The sequence below is a fragment of the Rhizobium sp. BK060 genome, from assembly GCF_014193145.1.
Classification (GTDB): domain Bacteria; phylum Pseudomonadota; class Alphaproteobacteria; order Rhizobiales; family Rhizobiaceae; genus Rhizobium.
Genome location: NZ_JACHYW010000002.1, coordinates 224,512 through 242,021 on the forward strand (window position 1 = coordinate 224,512; position 17,510 = coordinate 242,021).

The 17,510-nt window shown below is 59.9% G+C and carries 17 protein-coding genes, 1 tRNA gene and 1 pseudogene; 11 read left to right on the plus strand and 8 right to left on the minus strand.

Going from position 1 to position 17,510, the window contains the following annotated elements; all coding sequences use genetic code 11:
* Positions 1-360: 360 nt before the first annotated feature.
* Positions 361-624, plus strand: coding sequence for a hypothetical protein (locus FHT71_RS03245; RefSeq protein ID WP_007799367.1), 264 nt, complete (start codon positions 361-363; stop codon positions 622-624).
* Between the two features lie 21 nt (positions 625-645).
* On the opposite strand, the gene FHT71_RS03250 is transcribed toward FHT71_RS03245, so the two are convergent.
* Both FHT71_RS03250 and FHT71_RS03255 read right to left on the minus strand, forming a co-directional pair.
* Entirely contained in the window at positions 646-846 is a 201-nt protein-coding gene (locus tag FHT71_RS03250) for a hypothetical protein (RefSeq protein ID WP_183718952.1), read from the minus strand.
* A 249-nt stretch (positions 847-1,095) separates the two neighbouring features.
* Positions 1,096-1,169 (minus strand) — tRNA-Gln (locus FHT71_RS03255).
* A 255-nt stretch (positions 1,170-1,424) separates the two neighbouring features.
* Between FHT71_RS03255 and FHT71_RS03260 the strand changes: the two genes are divergently transcribed.
* The 3 genes from FHT71_RS03260 to FHT71_RS03270 are packed head-to-tail and all read left to right on the plus strand — an operon-like array spanning position 1,425 to position 4,140.
* The gene (locus tag FHT71_RS03260) at positions 1,425-2,969 is read left to right on the plus strand and encodes a Ppx/GppA phosphatase family protein (protein WP_132588377.1); all 1,545 of its coding nucleotides are present in this window, start codon (positions 1,425-1,427) and stop codon (positions 2,967-2,969) included.
* 9 nt (positions 2,970-2,978) lie between these two features.
* Complete coding sequence (locus FHT71_RS03265; protein WP_132588378.1) at positions 2,979-3,698, plus strand: RlmE family RNA methyltransferase; 720 nt, start codon at positions 2,979-2,981, stop codon at positions 3,696-3,698.
* 58 nt (positions 3,699-3,756) lie between these two features.
* Entirely contained in the window at positions 3,757-4,140 is a 384-nt protein-coding gene (locus FHT71_RS03270) for a VOC family protein (protein WP_132588379.1), read from the plus strand.
* A 3-nt stretch (positions 4,141-4,143) separates the two neighbouring features.
* Here FHT71_RS03270 and FHT71_RS03275 read toward each other — a convergent pair whose 3' ends face one another.
* Positions 4,144-5,568: an MFS transporter gene (locus FHT71_RS03275; protein ID WP_183718879.1), complete on the minus strand. Its 1,425-nt coding sequence runs from the start codon at positions 5,566-5,568 to the stop codon at positions 4,144-4,146.
* Between the two features lie 318 nt (positions 5,569-5,886).
* Here FHT71_RS03275 and FHT71_RS03280 point away from each other — a divergent pair.
* The 5 genes and pseudogenes from FHT71_RS03280 (at position 5,887) to FHT71_RS03300 (ending at position 10,571) form a co-directional block, all read left to right on the plus strand.
* Positions 5,887-6,811: pseudogene (locus FHT71_RS03280) on the plus strand (MBL fold metallo-hydrolase).
* A 177-nt stretch (positions 6,812-6,988) separates the two neighbouring features.
* On the plus strand, positions 6,989-8,473 hold the full coding sequence (gene guaB / locus FHT71_RS03285) for an IMP dehydrogenase (protein ID WP_007799299.1): 1,485 nt from the start codon (positions 6,989-6,991) through the stop codon (positions 8,471-8,473).
* Between the two features lie 2 nt (positions 8,474-8,475).
* Positions 8,476-9,033 carry a hypothetical protein gene (locus FHT71_RS03290; protein ID WP_132588381.1) on the plus strand — a complete coding sequence of 186 codons (558 nt, stop codon included), beginning with the start codon at positions 8,476-8,478 and terminating at the stop codon, positions 9,031-9,033.
* 141 nt (positions 9,034-9,174) lie between these two features.
* Complete coding sequence (locus FHT71_RS03295) at positions 9,175-9,597, plus strand: MAPEG family protein (RefSeq protein ID WP_183718881.1); 423 nt, start codon at positions 9,175-9,177, stop codon at positions 9,595-9,597.
* Positions 9,598-9,695: 98 nt separating this feature from the next.
* Positions 9,696-10,571, plus strand: coding sequence for a dienelactone hydrolase family protein (locus FHT71_RS03300; protein WP_132588382.1), 876 nt, complete (start codon positions 9,696-9,698; stop codon positions 10,569-10,571).
* On the opposite strand, the gene FHT71_RS03305 is transcribed toward FHT71_RS03300, so the two are convergent.
* Positions 10,572-11,477 (minus strand): hydrogen peroxide-inducible genes activator, encoded by a 906-nt coding sequence (locus FHT71_RS03305; RefSeq protein ID WP_007799291.1) that lies wholly within the window; start codon positions 11,475-11,477, stop codon positions 10,572-10,574. It abuts the gene before it with no gap.
* Between the two features lie 375 nt (positions 11,478-11,852).
* Between FHT71_RS03305 and FHT71_RS03310 the strand changes: the two genes are divergently transcribed.
* On the plus strand, positions 11,853-12,485 hold the full coding sequence (locus FHT71_RS03310; RefSeq protein WP_132588383.1) for a TetR family transcriptional regulator: 633 nt from the start codon (positions 11,853-11,855) through the stop codon (positions 12,483-12,485).
* Positions 12,486-12,488: 3 nt separating this feature from the next.
* Here the strand turns inward: FHT71_RS03310 and FHT71_RS03315 are convergent, their stop codons facing one another.
* Complete coding sequence (locus FHT71_RS03315; RefSeq protein ID WP_037083705.1) at positions 12,489-13,445, minus strand: LysR substrate-binding domain-containing protein; 957 nt, start codon at positions 13,443-13,445, stop codon at positions 12,489-12,491.
* A gap of 201 nt (positions 13,446-13,646) precedes the next feature.
* Here FHT71_RS03315 and FHT71_RS03320 point away from each other — a divergent pair, with 201 nt between their 5' ends.
* Positions 13,647-13,946 (plus strand): DUF1127 domain-containing protein, encoded by a 300-nt coding sequence (locus FHT71_RS03320; RefSeq protein ID WP_007799285.1) that lies wholly within the window; start codon positions 13,647-13,649, stop codon positions 13,944-13,946.
* A gap of 86 nt (positions 13,947-14,032) precedes the next feature.
* On the opposite strand, the gene FHT71_RS03325 is transcribed toward FHT71_RS03320, so the two are convergent.
* The 3 genes from FHT71_RS03325 to FHT71_RS03335 form a co-directional block, all read right to left on the minus strand.
* Positions 14,033-14,896, minus strand: a complete 864-nt coding sequence (locus FHT71_RS03325; protein WP_132588384.1) for a DUF937 domain-containing protein — start codon at positions 14,894-14,896, stop codon at positions 14,033-14,035.
* A gap of 346 nt (positions 14,897-15,242) precedes the next feature.
* Positions 15,243-16,616, minus strand: a complete 1,374-nt coding sequence (locus FHT71_RS03330) for a glutamate--cysteine ligase (RefSeq protein ID WP_183718885.1) — start codon at positions 16,614-16,616, stop codon at positions 15,243-15,245.
* 149 nt (positions 16,617-16,765) lie between these two features.
* Positions 16,766-17,503, minus strand: coding sequence for a 16S rRNA (uracil(1498)-N(3))-methyltransferase (locus FHT71_RS03335; protein WP_183718887.1), 738 nt, complete (start codon positions 17,501-17,503; stop codon positions 16,766-16,768).
* Positions 17,504-17,510: the final 7 nt, after the last annotated feature.

The following is a 17,510-nucleotide window of genomic DNA, read 5'->3' on the forward strand; positions in this document are numbered from 1 at the left end:
ACTGCAAAACGGTTGAAATTTTATGATTCCCGCAACTTTAGAGGGAGATAGTCAGAATATTCCCGATTCTGTCAATTGGGAACGGTGACCATTATCAGATCCGGAAGGCTCCGGGTGTGGCACGCGAGGCGCGCGCCCGGAGCATTCCGGTGTCCGATGGGTTTTGGGACAGCACAAATTATGCAGGACAGGGGCGGCTTGAACAGTCGGACAAAGGTCCTGAAGGCGCCCGAGCCGAAGTCCGATCAATCTCGGACTTAGGTCCGATGTTCAGGAACAACGCTAATGACGTATTAAGGATCCTAGGCTTGAGACACAGCCTTGCCAATGACTATGCGTAAACCGGAATGGGAATGAAAAATGAAAAAGCTCGCTATCGCAGCGCTAGCGTTCGCGACTGCGTTGTCAGCGTCGCCGGCATTCTCTCAGATCTACTTTGAGTATGGCGCAGGACCTCGCTACTACGATGATCCACCAGCGCCACGGTACTATCGCTACTCGCCACGCTATGCATACGATGACGACGATGACGACTATCGCTATGGCCAACGGTGCTGGACACAGAAATACTACAGATACCGCTATGGCCATCGGGTGGTGCGATACAGGAACGTTTGCGACTAGAGCGCACTGGCCTGCCTCCGATCAGATCATCGGCGGTTCGGGGTCAGGATCGATCTCCACGATGATGTCCGGCGTGTCGTTCCTTGGCGAACCGAGCTTGCTGTCAGTGGGCGATGCCAAACGTTTCCTTGACGTCGCCACGTGCTTTTCCGTGATGCGCTGCAACACCTCATCGCAGACGGTCAAATCCTCCGAAGTGAGGGGTTCATCACGTTGTCGCATTTTACCTCCTCGTCATTTGTCCGGCAGGTGCTGTCGGCCGAATCCCATCGAGATATTCGATCGCCGCGCTTCGCAAGGCAATCTGCCAGTCATGTCGCATGTTGCATTCCATGTTGCATGGAGTAGCCGCTACCTCTTTGAAATGCCTGAAAACCAAGCGCAATAGGTTGCAACATGATGCGACATGACAATGAGACAAATCTGCCTGAACGCAATTAGTATCTACCGGAAATCATTGATGAAATTGATTGGCTGGGGAACCTGGATTCGAACCAAGATCGACGGAGTCAGAGTCCGCTGTTCTACCATTGAACTATTCCCCAGCAGGTGCGGCGCTCGAAGCGGCTCCGCTGGTGTGCGGCGCTTATAAACAAAAGATCGAGGATTGCAAATACCTGTTTCGAAAAAAATCCACGTGACGTTCGGATGGTTTTTGGTGTCATCTGGGAGGTCTAATATCCCGCCTGCCAAAAAGAATTTGGCGATTTCGCCGTGCGCTGGTATCTTCGCGCCAACGCAAAATCGAACGAGCGCCTGCTGCATACCTTTGGACTTGCGCGGCGCGGTGGAAAAAGAACGTGGAAGACCCCGAAGGCGGCTCAACGCCGCAAGGTAACGGGGCGTCGGCGGTAGGGCGCAGGGATGGCAAGAAATCCAGGCGCCGCAAGGGCAAGCGTGGCGGGCAATCCCGCAATGCGAACCAGTCCGCTCAGCATGTCCTCTCCGGCGATACCGGAGAGGCGGCGCGCCCAATTGAAGCCGGCAACGCGGCGCGCAAGCGAAAGCGTCGCCGCCGTGGCGCGGGCGCTTCAGGCGAAGCCGTGCAGCAGCCGCAACGGGCAAACAACGAAATCTCCGCAACCGCAGGACGCACCGTTCCCGGCGACAGCGAATCGGCGCCGAGCCGACGCAATCGCCGCAAGCATCGCGGCAAGCGCGGCCTCCAGGGGCGTCCGCTGGCGCACGAAAAGCCGCCGGTCGGACACGCGGTCCAGCCGCAGCAGCCAGTGCCGGCCGGACGGAACGGACCTGCGGAATCGCGAACCGGCCAGAACGACAATCGTACGGCACGCCAATCCGACGGCGGGCAGCGCAGCCCGGGCGAACATCCGTGGCCGGACGAGCTCTATGCCGCTCTCGATCTCGGCACCAACAATTGCCGTCTGCTGATCGCCCAGCCGACGCGACCGGGCCAGTTTCGCGTCGTTGACGCCTTCTCCCGGATCGTGCGTCTTGGCGAGGGGCTGGCGGCAAGCGGTCGCCTCTCCGACGATGCGATGGATCGCGCCGTCGATGCGCTGCGCGTCTGCGCTTCAAAGCTGAAGAACCGCGAAATCCGCCGTATGCGGCTGATTGCGACCGAGGCCTGCCGGCAGGCGAGCAACGGCGCCCAGTTCCTTGACCGTGTCGTTGCCGAAACTGGGCTCGAACTTGAGATTATCGATCGGGAGACGGAAGCGCGGCTGGCCGTCTCCGGCTGCTCGTCGCTTGTCGGGCGCGAGACACGCTCGGTCGTTCTCTTCGATATCGGCGGCGGCTCCTCCGAAATCGCGGTCATCCGCATCGGTGATAACCGCTTCAATCGCCTCGCCAACCACATCACTCACTGGACCTCGCTTCCCGTCGGCGTCGTCACGCTTTCGGAGCGCCATGGCGGACGTGATGTCACGCCGGATGTCTTCGAGGGCATGGTGGGGGAGGTGGAAGGCATGCTTGACCGCTTCGATTGCCCTGTGATCGACATCGGTCATGCGGATGATTTCCACCTCATCGGCACCTCGGGAACAGTGACGACGCTCGCCGGCGTTCATCTCGACCTGCCGCGATATGACAGACGCAAGGTCGATGGCATCTGGCTTTCGGATGACGAGGTTTCGGCGATGCAGGCAAAGCTGCTGTCGTGGGATTTCGCAAGCCGCGCTGCCAATCCCTGCATTGGGCCGGATCGCGCCGATCTGGTGCTTGCAGGCTGCGCCATTCTCGAGGCGATCCGCCGTCGCTGGCCGAGCCCGCGCATGCGCGTTGCCGATCGCGGCTTGAGGGAAGGCCTGCTCACGGACATGATGGCGGACGACGGCGTGTGGCGGCGCCACCGCAACCGCCGCGGCCAGCGCGGCAAATAGGGGACAAGCATGGCGAAGCCAACCATTGCGGGTAACCGCACCGGCCGCAAACTCGGCCAGCGCGTCAAGAACAAGAAGATGAAGGCGTCGTCGCGGCAATGGCTGCAGCGTCACATCAACGATCCCTACGTGCAGCGCGCCCAGCTCGAGGGTTATCGCGCGCGCGCAGCCTTCAAGCTGCTCGAGATCGATGAGAAGCACAACATCTTGAAGGGTGCTCGTCGCATCATCGATCTTGGCGCTGCACCCGGAAGCTGGTCGCAGATCGCTGCCAAGGTCACCGGCTCGACCGATGAGGATATCCGTGTCGCGGCGATCGACTTTTTGGAGATGACTCAACTGCCGGGCGTGAAGATCCTGCAGCTGGACTTCCTCGATCCGTCAGCACCGGCTCAGTTGATCGAGGCCGTCGGCGGCACGCCGGATTTGGTAATCTCGGATATGGCGGCGCCCACCACCGGCCATCATCGGACCGACCATCTGCGCACCATGCACCTCTGCGAAGTAGCGGCCCACTTTGCTGTCGAAGTGTTAGGTGAGGGCGGTCACTTCCTGGCAAAGACGTTCCAGGGCGGCACGGAACGCGAGCTTCTCAACATGCTGAAGCGGCATTTCAAGCAGGTCGTTCACGTCAAGCCGGCGTCCTCGCGGGCGGAGTCGGTCGAAATGTTCCTGCTGGCGAAAGGCTTCAAGGGTCGCCAAGCGGAGGCCGACATTCCCGAAGCTTGATCTTTGGGTCGGTCTTGAGTGATGATCGGCCTCCCAAGACTTGGAATGCCCGGCTACCATGCTCCTCTACGTCACCCTCGGAACCAACGACATCGATCAGGCGAGGCGGTTCTACGACATCGTCCTGCCGCTGCTCGGTTACCGCCGTCAGCGCTACTCCGAAGAAGAAATTGGCTATGCCGCAGATGGGGATACCCGCTGCCGGCTCTGGATCGTAACCCCATTCAACCGCAGGCGGGCGTCGAGCGGAAATGGTTCGATGGTCGCGCTTCATGCCGAGCGCCGTGCTGACGTGGACGCATTCCACGCCGCAGCGCTTGCCGCTGGCGGTATCGATGAAGGCGCGCCGGGATTGCGACCGTTCCATGCCAATTTCTATGCTGCTTATGTCCGCGATCCGGATGGCAACAAGTTGAGCGCCGTCTGTGAGAACGCGGAATAGCCCTTACTTCACGGCCTGTTGTTCCGCCTCGATCGTCGCTGGGGCGAGACGCTTTGCCCGGTGGCCGGAAACGAGAGCGCCGGCGCTCTTGTCCATCCGGATGAAGGGGATGGTTGCCACGACGGTCAGGATCGCGATGACATAGAAGGCAATGTGGAAGTCGGCCACCTGCAGCGTCTCGCCGCGGAAATAGATCGACGTCTCCAGGATCGCGGCGGCAACAGCAACTCCCAGTGCCAAGCTGATCTGCTGCATCACCGAACTCATCGACGTTGCCTGGCTCGCCTGCGCGTCGTCGATGTCGGCGTATGCCAGGGCGTTGACGCCGGTAAAGAAGAACGACCGCGAAAGGCCGCCGATCAGAAGAATGGCGATGATGACGAGGTGCGGCGTCTGCGGCGTGAAGAAGCCGGTCGTGACCGTCACGATCGTCGTCACGCCTGCCGCCGAAAGCAGTGTGGTGCGGAAGCCGGCCGCCGCGAAGACGCGGCGAGCCATGAACTTGGTGGTGATGGCGCCGATCGCGCCGGCAAAGGTGATGAGACCCGACCGGAAGGGCGTCAGGCCGAAGCCGAGCTGCAGCATCAAAGGCGTCAGGAAGGGCATGGCGCCGATACAGATGCGAAACAGCGTGCCGCCGGTTGTCGATGCGCGGAAGGTCGGGTTTCGGAAGAGGTTCAGGTTGAGGATCGGCGCCGGATGTCGTTTGGCATGGCGCACGTAGAGAAAACCGCAGACGAGACCGATTGCCGTCGCCGTGATGCCGATAATAGGAGGCAACGCCGGCAGGCTGACGACGGAAAGGCCGAAGACGACGCCGGCGGCCGAAAACGACGTCAGCAGGAAGCCGATAAGATCCAGCTTCGGCGGCGCCGTCGCCTCCACCTCGGGCAGGAAGATCGTTGCGAGCCAGACGCCGATGATGCCAACCGGCACGTTGATCAGGAAGATCCAGTGCCAGGTGAAATAGGTGGTGATGAAGCCGCCGAGCGGCGGGCCGGCCAACGGTCCGACGAGCGCCGGAATGGTCAGCAGCGCCATTGCCGAGACAAGCTCGCTTCGTTTCGTCGTTCTCAGAAGCACGAGGCGACCGACCGGCGTCATCATCGCACCGCCCATGCCCTGCAGGAAGCGGGCGAAGACGAACTCGATCAGGCCAGACGAGATTGCGCAGAAGATTGAGCCGACGACGAAGACGCAGATGGCGAGGCGGAAGATGCGCTTGGCGCCGAACCGGTCCGCCATCCAGCCGCTGATCGGAATGAAGACCGCGAGCGACACCATGTAGGAGGTCAGCGCCAGCTTCAAAGTGATCGGCCCGACGTGAAGATCGTTGGCGATTGCTGGCAGGGCGGTCGATATGACGGTGGAGTCCATCTGCTCCATGAAGAGAGCGACGGCGAGGATCAGCGGGACGATGCGGTTCATACGCGAATGCCTTGAAGGTCTTGCGAAGGCGGCTCGGGAAGCCAGTGCTCTGTAGTCCTCGGGAAAGGCTCTGCCAACCTCTCTTTCCGCTTCTGAAGCACGTTTGCATCACGTCTGCGTGAGACGGCTTGCTCAGCAATTTCAACGGTCAAGATTGACATAAGTTTGTTTGGACCAGCTGCAAGAAACGCGGCGGTCGGTTCGTCATTGGGGGTGTCGGTAAAGAGGTCGCACGTTATTGGAAGGATTGGATATGGCAGTACCGTCGGGGAACGGCGCACTTTGTTTGCTTCGGGCATCGGCCTGCTGGCGGCGCCGATGATTTTGAGAGAGACGGCCGCAATGGCCGCAAGTGGAGAAAAGACCAAGATGGATGCGACGACGCAGCCCCAGTTCAATCAATTCAAGCTCGGCTCTTATAAGTTTACTGTCTTCAAGGACGGGGCCACGATTGCCGAAAAGCCTTTTGACACCTTCGGGACTAACCAGAAGCCGGAAACGGTCCAGGAGCTGCTCGCGAAGAATTTCCTGCCGACCGATAAATTCGTTAATACCTATGCCCCGACGCTGATCGATACCGGATCGGATGTCATCCTCGTCGACACCAGCTTTGGCGAAGGCGGCCGCGCCCGCGGCAGCGGCCAGCTTCGCGAGGGGCTCAAGGCTGCCGGCTATACGCCCGACGACATCACGCTGGTCGCACTGACCCATTTGCATGGCGATCATATCGGCGGCCTGATGGAAGGTGGCGCTCCGGCCTTCAAGAATGCGCGTTATGTCATCGGCCAGATCGAATTTGATTTCTGGACCGATAAGGCCCGCGAGGGCACGCCTGCCGAAGGTGGCCACAAGGCGGTTCTCGCCAATGTGGTGCCCCTTGCAGAGAAAGCGACCTTCATCGGCGATGGCGGCAAAGTCGCAGGCGGTATCACCGCGATGCTGGCGCCGGGTCACACGCAGGGCCACATGGTTTTCCCATGTCGAATCCGAGGGCAAGCGCCTCCTGGCGACGGGTGACACTGCCAATCACTATATTCTGTCGCTGCAGAAACCGGACTGGGAGGTTCGCTTCGATATGGACAAGGCGCAGGCAGCAGCCACGCGCCGCAAGGTGTTCGGCATGATCGCCGCCGACAAGGTTGCCTTCCTCGGCTACCACATTCCGTTCCCGGCCGTCGGCTTTGTCGAGACATACGAGGACGGCTATCGCTTCGTTCCGAAGACCTATCAGTTCGACCTGTGAGGTCGCTGCATGGCAGCCATACCAAGCCCGGCGGACACGTCGGGCTTTTTGCTATTCCCTTCCTGTCATAGACGTGTTACCAGCCCTCGCCAACTTCCAACGCAACCCTTGCACACCGCCGGTGCGGACGATTCGTTCCGGGAGGCGTTGCATTTTCTTAATTGAAGGAAATTGGCCATGGCTCGCATCATAGAAACGCCCACCGGTTTGGACGCACTCACCTTCGATGACGTGCTCCTGCAGCCCGGTCATTCCGAGGTTTTGCCCGGTCAGACGAGCGTTGCAACACGCATCGCCACTGATTTCGAGCTGAACATCCCGATCATCTCTTCGGCCATGGATACCGTCACGGAAAGCCGCCTTGCCATCGCCATGGCGCAGGCCGGCGGTCTTGGCGTCATCCACAAGAACCTGACGCCGTCCGAGCAGGCCGAGCAGGTCCGCCAGGTCAAGAAGTTCGAAAGCGGCATGGTCGTCAACCCGGTGACGATCGGCCCTGATGCGACGCTCGCCGATGCGCTGGGCCTGATGAAGACCTACAGCATCTCGGGCATTCCGGTCGTAGAAAAGTCCGGCCGTCTCGTCGGCATTCTGACCAACCGCGACGTCCGCTTCGCGTCGGATCCGAAGCAGAAGATCTACGAGTTGATGACGCGCGAGAACCTCGTCACCGTCAAGGAAAGCGTCGACCAGCAGGAAGCCAAGCGTCTGCTTCATGCGCATCGCATAGAGAAGCTGCTGGTGGTCGACGGCGAAGGTCGCTGCGTCGGTCTTATCACCGTCAAGGATATTGAAAAGTCGCAGCTGAACCCGAACGCATCCAAGGATGCGCAGGGCCGCCTGCGCGCCGCTGCTGCCGTTGGCGTCGGTGACGATGGTTTCGAACGTGCCGAACGCTTGATCGAGGCAGGCGTCGATCTTCTGGTCGTCGATACCGCCCATGGCCATTCGCAAGGCGTTCTCAATGCCGTGGCACGCGTAAAGAAGCTTTCCAACTCCGTGCGCGTCATGGCTGGCAACGTGGCGACATCGGAAGGCACCAGGGCATTGATCGATGCCGGTGCGGATGCCGTCAAGGTCGGTATCGGCCCGGGCTCGATCTGCACGACACGCATCGTCGCCGGTGTCGGCGTTCCCCAACTCGCCGCCATCATGTCGGCCGTCGAGGCAGCCCAGGCCCAGGACATTCCCGTCATCGCGGACGGTGGCATCAAGTTCTCGGGCGACGTCGCCAAGGCGATCGCATCCGGCGCTTCCGCCGTCATGATCGGCTCGCTGCTTGCCGGTACCGATGAAAGCCCGGGCGAAGTCTATCTCTACCAGGGCCGTTCCTTCAAAGCCTACCGTGGCATGGGCTCCGTCGGCGCCATGGCGCGCGGCTCGGCAGACCGCTACTTCCAGGCCGAAGTGCGTGACACGCTGAAGCTCGTGCCTGAGGGCATCGAAGGCCAGGTTCCCTACAAGGGTCCGGTCTCCGGCGTCCTCCACCAGCTTGCAGGCGGCCTCAAGGCGGCCATGGGTTATGTCGGCGGCAAGGATATCAAGGAGTTCCAGGAGCGCGCGACCTTCGTCCGCATCTCTGGCGCTGGCCTTCGCGAAAGCCATCCCCACGACGTCACGATCACCCGCGAAAGCCCCAACTATCCGAGCGCCGGCGGCTGACAATGAACGCGGGCAGCCGTATTCCGCTCTGGATTATCGCGCTGCTCGCGGCCATCTGCCTTGGCGTGCTTGCGTGGACGACATTCGGCTTTGTCGTCCCCTTCAAACATGAGACCGGGCAGGCGGTTCTCGATATCTATTTCGCCGGTTACGACGAATTGACCATCGGCCGGATGCAGCGACTCCTCGGCGAGAACGAGATCGCCAACAATTTGCTGCGGGCGATGTATGCCGGTCCCGAGCTGATCTTCCCGGCGCTTTTGACTGCACTTCTGCTGCTGGTGTTGATGAGGTTGAGGCCCAGCGGCTCATACTTCAATCGCCCGATCCGTCCTTCCCTGACCAAGCTCGTCTATGCGCTTCCCTTCATCTATGGCCTTTCCGACTACGGCGAGAACATCTCCAGCCTGGTTGCTTTCGGAGACAGCGCCTGGACGGATCAGGCCGCTGACCTATTGCCGTGGATGACGCGACTGAAGTTTGCGAGTCTAGCCATCTGTGTGATCGTCATTGCCCGTTTCGCCCTCGTGCGCGCGATGCATAGCGAAGAGAGCGAGTGATAGTCTCACCGCGGCCGACGGCGGCATTGCTCAAGTCTGACATCGCCGCGCCCGCCGCAGAACTGTGGCGGGCATTTGCGGCCTTGCTGTTTTTCCTCTACAGCACGGAAATCAAACGGAAAGCCGCAAGGAAGAGACAGCATGACCGGCTACGAAATGTTCTGGCCCGCAATCGCCCACGTAGCCTTGGTTTATTTCCTCTACATGCTTCTCGGTTATCGCCGCCAGAAATTGGTGCAGGTCGGAAAGGTGCACCGCTCGAACTACCGTGAAAATCGCGACGAGCCGCCGGAAGGCCTCGTCGTCAAGAATTGTCTCGCCAATCAGTTCGAGTTGCCGGTGCTCTTCTACGCGTGCTGCTTCCTCCTCTATATCACGGAGGCCGACAACCTCGTTGCCGTCGTCCTTGCCTGGGTTTTCGTGGCGCTACGCTACCTGCACGCCTTCGTCCATGTCACCTGCAACGACCTCCGTTACCGTAGCCTGCTCTTTGCAGCCGGTTATGTGGTGCTCGGCGCCATGTGGCTGTGGCTTGCCGTCTGGATGGCCTTCCCGAACGGCTGAGCGACTTGAAGTAACGTAGTTTTGTTCCTGCGTTACCGGCGGCTGACCTATCTTCCCCGGCAGGCGAAAGCCAACAAGTAGGGAGCAGGAGGACCCAAATGAGCAAGCCGGAAATCACGCAGGCGATGATTAGCGCCTACGACGAATACACGCATCTGACACTCGACCGCCGCAGCTTCATGGATAAGCTGACGAAACTGGCTGGCTCGGCTAGCGCCGCCGCGGTCATCGCGCCGATGCTCGCCGCCAATAAGGCGAGCGCGGAAATGATCGCCGCCGACGACAAACGGCTGGTCGCAAAAAACGTGACCTATCCCGGCGGTGCCGGCGAGATGAAGGGTTACCTGGTCGAGCCGAAGGATGCTTCAGGCAAACTCGGCGCGGTGATCGTGATCCACGAGAACCGCGGCCTCAACCCGCATATCCGTGATGTTGCGCGCCGCATGGCATTGGAAGGCTTCATCGCGCTGGCGCCGGATTTCCTTTCGCCCAATGGTGGCACCCCCGAGAACGAAGACAAGGCCCGCGAGATGTTCAGCACGCTGGACCGGCCCGCCACGGTGGCGAACGCCGAGGCAACGCTCGCCTATCTGACCAAGCTCGACAATTCCAACGGCAAGGTCGGCGTGATCGGATTTTGCTGGGGTGGTGGGCTGGTAAACGACTTCGCCACCAAATCGCCGGAGCTGAAGGCCGGCGTCGCCTATTACGGGGCGCAGCCGCAGGCGGCCGATGTGCCGAACATCAAGGCTGCCTTGATGTTGCACTATGCCGGTCTCGACGACCGCATCAATGCCGGCATCGATGCCTACAAGAAGGCGCTGCAGGAGAACGGCAAGGACTTCCAGATCTTCGTTTATGACGGCGTCAACCACGCCTTCAACAACGATACGTCGTCGGCTCGCTATGACAAGAAGGCTGCAGATCTTGCCTGGAGCAGGACGGTTGAATTCTTGAAGAAGAACTTGGCCTGATCAGGCGGCCAATTCGTGCGGGGCAGGGGCGACAGCGATGATCGCCTCTGCCAGCGCCTCCATCTCCTTGCCACGATGATTGCTACGCCGCCAGGCGAGGCCGATCTCGCGCGACGGCTGCGGGTCGGCAAACGGGACGATGCGGATCGAATTGCGACTGGTCTCCGTCGGAATGGCCATTTCAGGAATGAGCGTCATGCCCATGTCGTGCGACACCATCTGCAGCAACGTCGCCATCGACGTCGCGCCGAAGTTCACAAGGCTGCGCTTGCCGGCGCTGCAGACGGCGAGCGCCTGATCGCGTAGGCAATGTCCCTCCTCGAGCAGCAGGAGGCGGTCCACATTAACCTCATGCTCGGTCAGCGGTGACATCAGCACCGCCTCGCCGTTGTCGGCCACGGCCATGAAGAAGCGGTCGGTGAAGAGCGGCCGCGTCTGGATGCCTTCGATGTCGAGCGGCAACGCCGCGATCACGGCATCCAGTTTCCCTGTCAGAAGATCTGCCATCAGTCGATCGGTTACCGCCTCCCGTAGCTCCACCTCGACGCTGGGGTATGTCTTGCGCAGATGTGGCACGAACTGCGGGACGAGGTAAGGCGCGACGGTGGGAATAATTCCGATCCGGATCAGACCTTCAAGTGTTCCGCCGCCTTTTCGGGCCGTCTGCTCGAGCAGGTCGACTTGATGCAGGATGGCGCGGGCGTAGTGCAGCACCTCTTCGCCTTTCGGCGTCAGAATAGTATTCTGACGAGTGCGCTCGACGAGTTTGGCGCCAAGATACTCTTCCATCTCCATGATCTGGGTCGACAGCGCGGGCTGGCTGATGTGGACCATTTCGGCGGCGCGGCCAAAATGGCGCGTCGTTGCCAGCGCATCGAAGTAGCGCATCTGTCGAAGTGTCAGCATGATAATTTCTTCCAATCGAATCTCTTAATGAATACGACTGGAGATTATCGAAGGTCAATGGACAACCATTCCGGTGGTGCGGGGCGACAATCATCAACAGGCACACTTCAAGCGCGCCCAAGCGGATGCTAATCGCGCGTGCGTCCAGGACGGCTACAAGATCGCCGCGATCGGTGCTGAGCCGGAGGCAGCCGAGTAAGTTCGCAGTCGGAAGCTGGCCAAATCGGGGTGTATCACCCCGATTTTTTTATACTTTTCCCAATCCAGACAATCCGATCTATCTCGTTTACGAGTCGTGAAGACCTGCATGTCATATCGGCCAAATGGCGCCGGATGAACCACTCCGTCGCTTCAAATAGAACAAATGGGAACGACATGAAGGTCGGAAGTTTGGATCGTATTGGCCTCCGCCGGAAGCCGAAACAGGAACGCAGTATTCAGAGGCTCGACCTCATCTTGTCGGCTGCTGCAGCAATCATTGCCGAGAAGGGTGTGAGCGCCATGCGGATGACGGAACTGGCCGTCGCCGCCAAGGTGCCGATCGGCTCCGTCTATCAATATTTTCCCGAGAAGGCCGCGATCGTCAAAGCTCTCTTTGACCGCCAGGCATTGACGATCCAGACGCGGATAGCCGATGCCTTTGCGTCTGTGCACTCCGTCGACCATGCGCTCGAGGTACTCGCCGCCATGATTGACTGGCACTATGACGACTACCGCAACGATGCCGCCTATCTCGGCATCTGGATGGGCACTGAAACCGATCACGATCTGCTGCGCCTCAACATCGAGCACAGCAAGCGGATTGCGGACATTTTCCAGGATACGGTCCGCCGCGTCGCACCGGAACTCTCGGTAGCCGACATGCAGGCCCGTAGCTATCTGTTCAGCCACCTGCTAGGGGCCTCGATCCGCCTTGCCGTCGTCAGCGAGGACTCGCTTGCCAGACGCATTCTCGACGAGTGGAAGCGCGTGATCCGCAAGGCTTTCCTCTCGCCGGCTGCTGCGTGACGTCTACCAGCTCGGTACGATGTTGGCGATCTTGAGGCGGGGTTGCACCCGCCCATAGGCATTCTTCACCTCAGGTTCGAGATTGTCGTCGACGACGGCGGGCGTGATGTTGTCGAGGCAGGCGGTGATATGCGCGGTAATAGCGTTCATCAGTGAGATCGACACACCCGGCCGCTTCATGATGCCGATCTGAACAGGGGGCAGGGCAGGGAAACCGTCTGCCTGGCTCAGCACCTTCATCCCTGTACGCAGCGCCGATTCTGGCATGACCGAAACGGCCATGCCGGCAAGCACTGCGGCCGCGACGACGGTGCACGACCAACTGGTGAACAGGATCTGGTGCTCGCGCCCGACCGCATCGAGCGCAGAGCAGGCGAGCTGGCGCCACTGGCAGTCGCGACGACCGACGGCGAGCGGCACTGGCGCGTCGTCACGGATGGGATGGTTGGCCGAGCCGACCCAGCAGAGCGGTTCCGTTCGCACGACATCCGACATGCGCTCGCGCGGATTGTGTGTCACCAGCGCGATGTCGAGTTCGCCGCGATTCATGCGCTCGGCGAGACCCACGGAGGGCTCGCAGACGATATAGAGCTCGACGTTCGGGTGTGTCTTGGCGAAACGGCCGATGATCTCCGGCATGTAGCGGTCGGCGTAGTCATCGGGTGTGCCGATGCGCAGCGTGCCTTCGAGACGATTGTCGTCGAAGGCCGCGATCGCCTCATTGTTGAGGCGAATGATGCGCCGCGCATAGTTCAATAGCTTTTCGCCCTCGGCGGTCAGGCGGTTGCCGCGGCCGTCCTTGATGAAAAGCTGCTTGCCAATGCGCTCTTCCAGCCGCCGCATCTGCATGGAAACGGCCGATTGCGTCTTGTAGACCCTGTCGGCGGCCTTGGTGAAGCTGCCGGAATCGACAATCGCGATGAAGGTCTGCAACTGATCAATATCAAGAGGCGCGGTCATGAGTTCACCCATAAAGTTCTCTGATGATAATCATTAGAAACATTCGTTGGACTGATCAATAGGTGTTTGGCATCTTCGGGGTGCAAATCAAGCAAAGTGAAGGACAGACACCCTGCCTGTCCGCTCCGATTTCAACCCGATGCCTTCCCGCTCGAACTCGCGGGAGGGGTGGGTTGTTGCGCGCCAATGAAAGGATCAACCATGCGCACGACAGACCGGATACTCGAACTCGACTGCAGCCAGACCACCCCGACGTTCTCCCAGCGTCTCGCAAATGGCTTTGCAACGTTGTCATCCGTACTGCGCGTGTTCCGCAACCGTATGGAGATCAACCGGCTGCACGATCTCGATGACAAGCAATTGAGGGATATCGGCCTTACCAGGGCCGATCTGACCTCGGCGTTCCTGGCGTCCACCTTCTTTGAAGATCCGTCGGAACACCTGACGCGTTCCGCGCGCAATCGTGGACCTAAGTCGCTCTTCCGGTCCCGAAAGGATTAAGGCCGGCTCAGTTTTCCCCGCAGGGTGATAGCCAATAGCCCTGCCTCTTGCCCGGTGACCGGCCTCCCAGCCGTCTCCGGGTTTTTTTATGCCTTTGGAGGCGTGGAGGAAGGCGTCTTAGGCATATAGGTTTCGAAGATCGCTTCCATGTTTTTCTGGTAGTTCTTCTGCACCTCGAGCCCGCTGTCGAACATGCTGTTCAGCATGTCCATGTAGCTTTCCGTCTCCGCTTTCGCCTGCTCCTTCTGAGCTTCGGCTGCTTTCGGCTCGACCGGCTTTCCAAGCGAGCCCATCATGTCCTGAAAGGTCTTTGCGAACGGGTTGTCGAAAAACGGGTTAGTGACCGTCTTCTCGGCCTCCGGCTTCTGCATGCCGAACATCAGCTGCATGGCCTGGGTGAAAGGGTTGTCGAAGATACTTGGCTCGGGGGTAGGCTTCTGCTTCGGCGCGAAGCCGGTACTTTCGAGCCATTTCTGGATGGTTTCGCCCATCGCCGTGTTGACGAACGGATTGACCGGGGCCGTCATCTGCCCCATCGACTGCTTGAACAGGCCACCCATCAGCGTATCGGCCATCACGGGCAGCATCTGTTTGTAGATTTCCTGTCCGATTCCCGTCACCTGGGCCGCCTGCGCAGCCACCGCGCGCGACACCTCTTTGGAGCCGAACAGCTGCGCAAGGATGTTGTTGCCGTCCGATATCCCCTGCGGCGTGAAAGCCTTGCTCATGTCCTCGAAATATTTGGCATAGTTGCCGGAGGCGACCGCCTGCATCAGCCCCATAAAGTCGTAAGGGCTGCTGGTGCTCCGCTTCAGGCCGGCGGAAAATGCCGGCATCAGCGCCGCCATCGCCTTGGCGGTCTGCTCCTGGGCAAGATTGAACTGCTTGGAGACTGCATCCATCGCCGCGCCGTTCTGGGCCTGCATTATCATGTCGAAGAGTGGCAACATGGAAATCCCCTTCCCGGTTCGCAACGCTTAATTGCGTCACTATAGCCGGAAAAAGGAATGCGCAAACCGCTTTTTGCAGAAGGGCTTAGGGTCATGACTTACTAAATTCATCCATTCTGCCTGACGGATTTTGATTTCGACAAGAAGGATAGGCGTCGGAAGTGCCCTACCACATTCAAGTCTTTACGACGCAGTCAGGGGCAAAATCCGTCTCGCCCTTCGGGTTAGGCGGCATGGGCCGTCTGATCGCAAGCAATGCTCGCCAAGGCGCTACAAGCCTTGCGCTTGCTTACCTCCACCCAATCCCATGCCGTCAAACAGACGGATGAATTTAGTAGGTCCTGGCTTAGTATTGATACTCTTCGAAGACGGGCTCTACCGAACCGGCCCAGCGGCCATGGTAAAGCGCCAGCAGATCCTCGGCCAAGGTCGCCTTCTTCGCCATGACTTCATCGAGCGGCGAAAGGAAGATGGTTTCGTCCTGCCCTTCCTTGTTGAGCTTGTTGCGCGCCCTCAGCCCCGCCTTCGAAACGGCGATGACTTCACGTGCGGTCTCGTAGAGCTCATGCCCGCGGAACTTTGCCCTCAAGCCCTGAGCCGGCACAGCATCGCGCAAGGCGTTGACCTCGTCGAACGTCCAGTCCTTGGTCAGCATATCGGCATCTTCGAGCGCCGCCTCGTCATAGAGCAGCCCGACCCAGAAGGCTGGCAACCCGCAGATGCGCCGCCAAGGCCCACCATCCGCGCCGCGCATCTCGAGGAAGCGCTTCATGCGCACATCCGGGAAGAGCGTCGAGAGATGGTTCGTCCAGTCTCCCATCGTCGGCTCCCAGGCGGCGATTTCGCCCTTCAGTGCGCCGTTCATGAACTGCCGGAAGGTAACATGGGTACAGTCGTGATAATGCCCGTCGCGCACGACGAAATACATCGGCACGTCGAGGGCCCATTCGGCATAGTCATGAAAACCGAAGTCGTCGCGGAAGGTGAAGTCCAGCAGACCGGAGCGGTTGTTATCGGTGTCACGCCAGATATCGCCCCTCCACGAGAGCAGGCCGTTGAGCCTGCTTTCGGTAAAGGGCGAGGAGGCAAAGAGGGCGGTTGCCAGAGACTGAAGCTTCATCGAGACGCGCATCTTCTTGCGCATGTCGGCCTCCGAGGAGAAGTCGAGGTTCACCTGGATCGTGCAGGTGCGATACATCATGTCTAGACCCTTGGCTCCGACCTTCGGCATGTAGCGGGTCATGATCTCGTAGCGGGATTTCGGCATCACCGGTGTTTCGGCCAGCGTCCATTTGGGGCTGCCGCCGATGCCGAGGAAGCGGATGCCCATGGGCTCGGCGATCTCGCGCAATGTCGCCAGGTGCGCGTTCGATTCCTTGCAGGTCTCGTGGATCGTTTCCAACGGCGCGCCTGATAATTCGAACTGGCCGCCGGGCTCGATCGATATGGCGCCCATCCCCTTCGGCTCGCCAAGGCCGATGATGTTGTCGCCATCCACGATCGGATCCCAGCCGGATTTTTGCTGCAGACCTTTGAGCAGCGCCGAAATACTAGCCTCACCGAAGTACGGCACCGGGCTATTGTCGGCCCGGAAGAAGGCGAACTTCTCATGCTCAGTGCCGATGCGGAATTTTTCTTTCGGCTTGCTTCCCACAGCAAGATAATCGGTCAGCTCCTGAACCGAAGAGAGTGGCGTCTGGTCGGTGGTATCGCGAGCCATTCAAGTCTACCTGCAATGGGAGAGCGCCCGGAAAAAACCGGGCAATTGGAAGGGTGATTAGGACCGCTCCCACGTATGTTGCAAGTGAAATTGTTTCAACGGTCCATCAAAAAAATAGCTGCCTACTTCGGCAGCGACCGATCCTAAGGTTAATTCCAGTCGCCGATCGACGCCTGAATGACAGCCATGGCAGCAACCGCAGCTGTATCCGCTCGCAGGATCCGCGGCCCGAGCGGGATTGCGGTAATGAAATCGAAGCTGCGCAGGCGCGCGCGCTCCTCCTCGGAAAAACCGCCCTCCGGGCCGACGAGGAGGGCCAGCTTTCGCTCGCTGATTTTGGACAGCAATGGCAGCGGGTTCTGCCCTGCGTCGCCCTCGTCGCAATAGATGATGCGGCGGTCGCTAGGCCAGGAGTCCAGGAGATCGAACAGCTTCACAGGCTCGGCCACATCAGGGATATCAAGTATGCCGCATTGCTCCGCCGCCTCGACGACATTTGCCTTCAACTTATCGAGATTAGTAATCTTGCCCTGCACGTGTTGGGTCATCACCGGGCGGAGAACACCTGCTCCCATCTCCACTGCCTTCTGCACTAGGTAGTCCAGACGCCCGACCTTCAGGGGAGCAAAGAGATAGTGCAGGTCGGAGGGAACAGGCTGCGGCCGCGTCTGCTCCTCGGCAATCAGCACAATACGCTTTCGCGTCGGAAAGGTGAGACGCGCCTTCCACTCGCCGTCGCGGCCGTTGAAGACAAGCAACTCGACGCCCTCGGCCATACGCAGCACGTTAGCGAGATAGTTGAAGTGATCTGCCGTCGTCTCCACGGTTGTTCCGGCAGCGAGGGGGGCGTCCACAAACAACCTTTGCATCCGAAAATTGGCGCGCATTGAAAAG

Excerpts from the sequence above, each read along its gene's own strand:
- FHT71_RS03250 (WP_183718952.1), bottom strand. The coding sequence starts at position 846 with ATGCGACAACGTGATGAACCCCTCACTTCGGAGGATTTGACCGTCTGC.
- FHT71_RS03275 (WP_183718879.1), bottom strand. The coding sequence starts at position 5,568 with ATGAACCGCATCGTCCCGCTGATCCTCGCCGTCGCTCTCTTCATGGAG.
- FHT71_RS03245 (WP_007799367.1), top strand. The coding sequence starts at position 361 with ATGAAAAAGCTCGCTATCGCAGCGCTAGCGTTCGCGACTGCGTTGTCA.
- guaB (WP_007799299.1), top strand. The coding sequence starts at position 6,989 with ATGGCTCGCATCATAGAAACGCCCACCGGTTTGGACGCACTCACCTTC.
- FHT71_RS03295 (WP_183718881.1), top strand. The coding sequence starts at position 9,175 with ATGACCGGCTACGAAATGTTCTGGCCCGCAATCGCCCACGTAGCCTTG.
- FHT71_RS03265 (WP_132588378.1), top strand. The coding sequence starts at position 2,979 with ATGGCGAAGCCAACCATTGCGGGTAACCGCACCGGCCGCAAACTCGGC.
- FHT71_RS03335 (WP_183718887.1), bottom strand. The coding sequence starts at position 17,503 with ATGCGCGCCAATTTTCGGATGCAAAGGTTGTTTGTGGACGCCCCCCTC.
- FHT71_RS03325 (WP_132588384.1), bottom strand. The coding sequence starts at position 14,896 with ATGTTGCCACTCTTCGACATGATAATGCAGGCCCAGAACGGCGCGGCG.
- FHT71_RS03300 (WP_132588382.1), top strand. The coding sequence starts at position 9,696 with ATGAGCAAGCCGGAAATCACGCAGGCGATGATTAGCGCCTACGACGAA.
- FHT71_RS03305 (WP_007799291.1), bottom strand. The coding sequence starts at position 11,477 with ATGCTGACACTTCGACAGATGCGCTACTTCGATGCGCTGGCAACGACG.
- FHT71_RS03330 (WP_183718885.1), bottom strand. The coding sequence starts at position 16,616 with ATGGCTCGCGATACCACCGACCAGACGCCACTCTCTTCGGTTCAGGAG.
- FHT71_RS03270 (WP_132588379.1), top strand. The coding sequence starts at position 3,757 with ATGCTCCTCTACGTCACCCTCGGAACCAACGACATCGATCAGGCGAGG.
- FHT71_RS03315 (WP_037083705.1), bottom strand. The coding sequence starts at position 13,445 with ATGACCGCGCCTCTTGATATTGATCAGTTGCAGACCTTCATCGCGATT.
- FHT71_RS03310 (WP_132588383.1), top strand. The coding sequence starts at position 11,853 with ATGAAGGTCGGAAGTTTGGATCGTATTGGCCTCCGCCGGAAGCCGAAA.
- FHT71_RS03290 (WP_132588381.1), top strand. The coding sequence starts at position 8,476 with ATGAACGCGGGCAGCCGTATTCCGCTCTGGATTATCGCGCTGCTCGCG.
- FHT71_RS03320 (WP_007799285.1), top strand. The coding sequence starts at position 13,647 with ATGCGCACGACAGACCGGATACTCGAACTCGACTGCAGCCAGACCACC.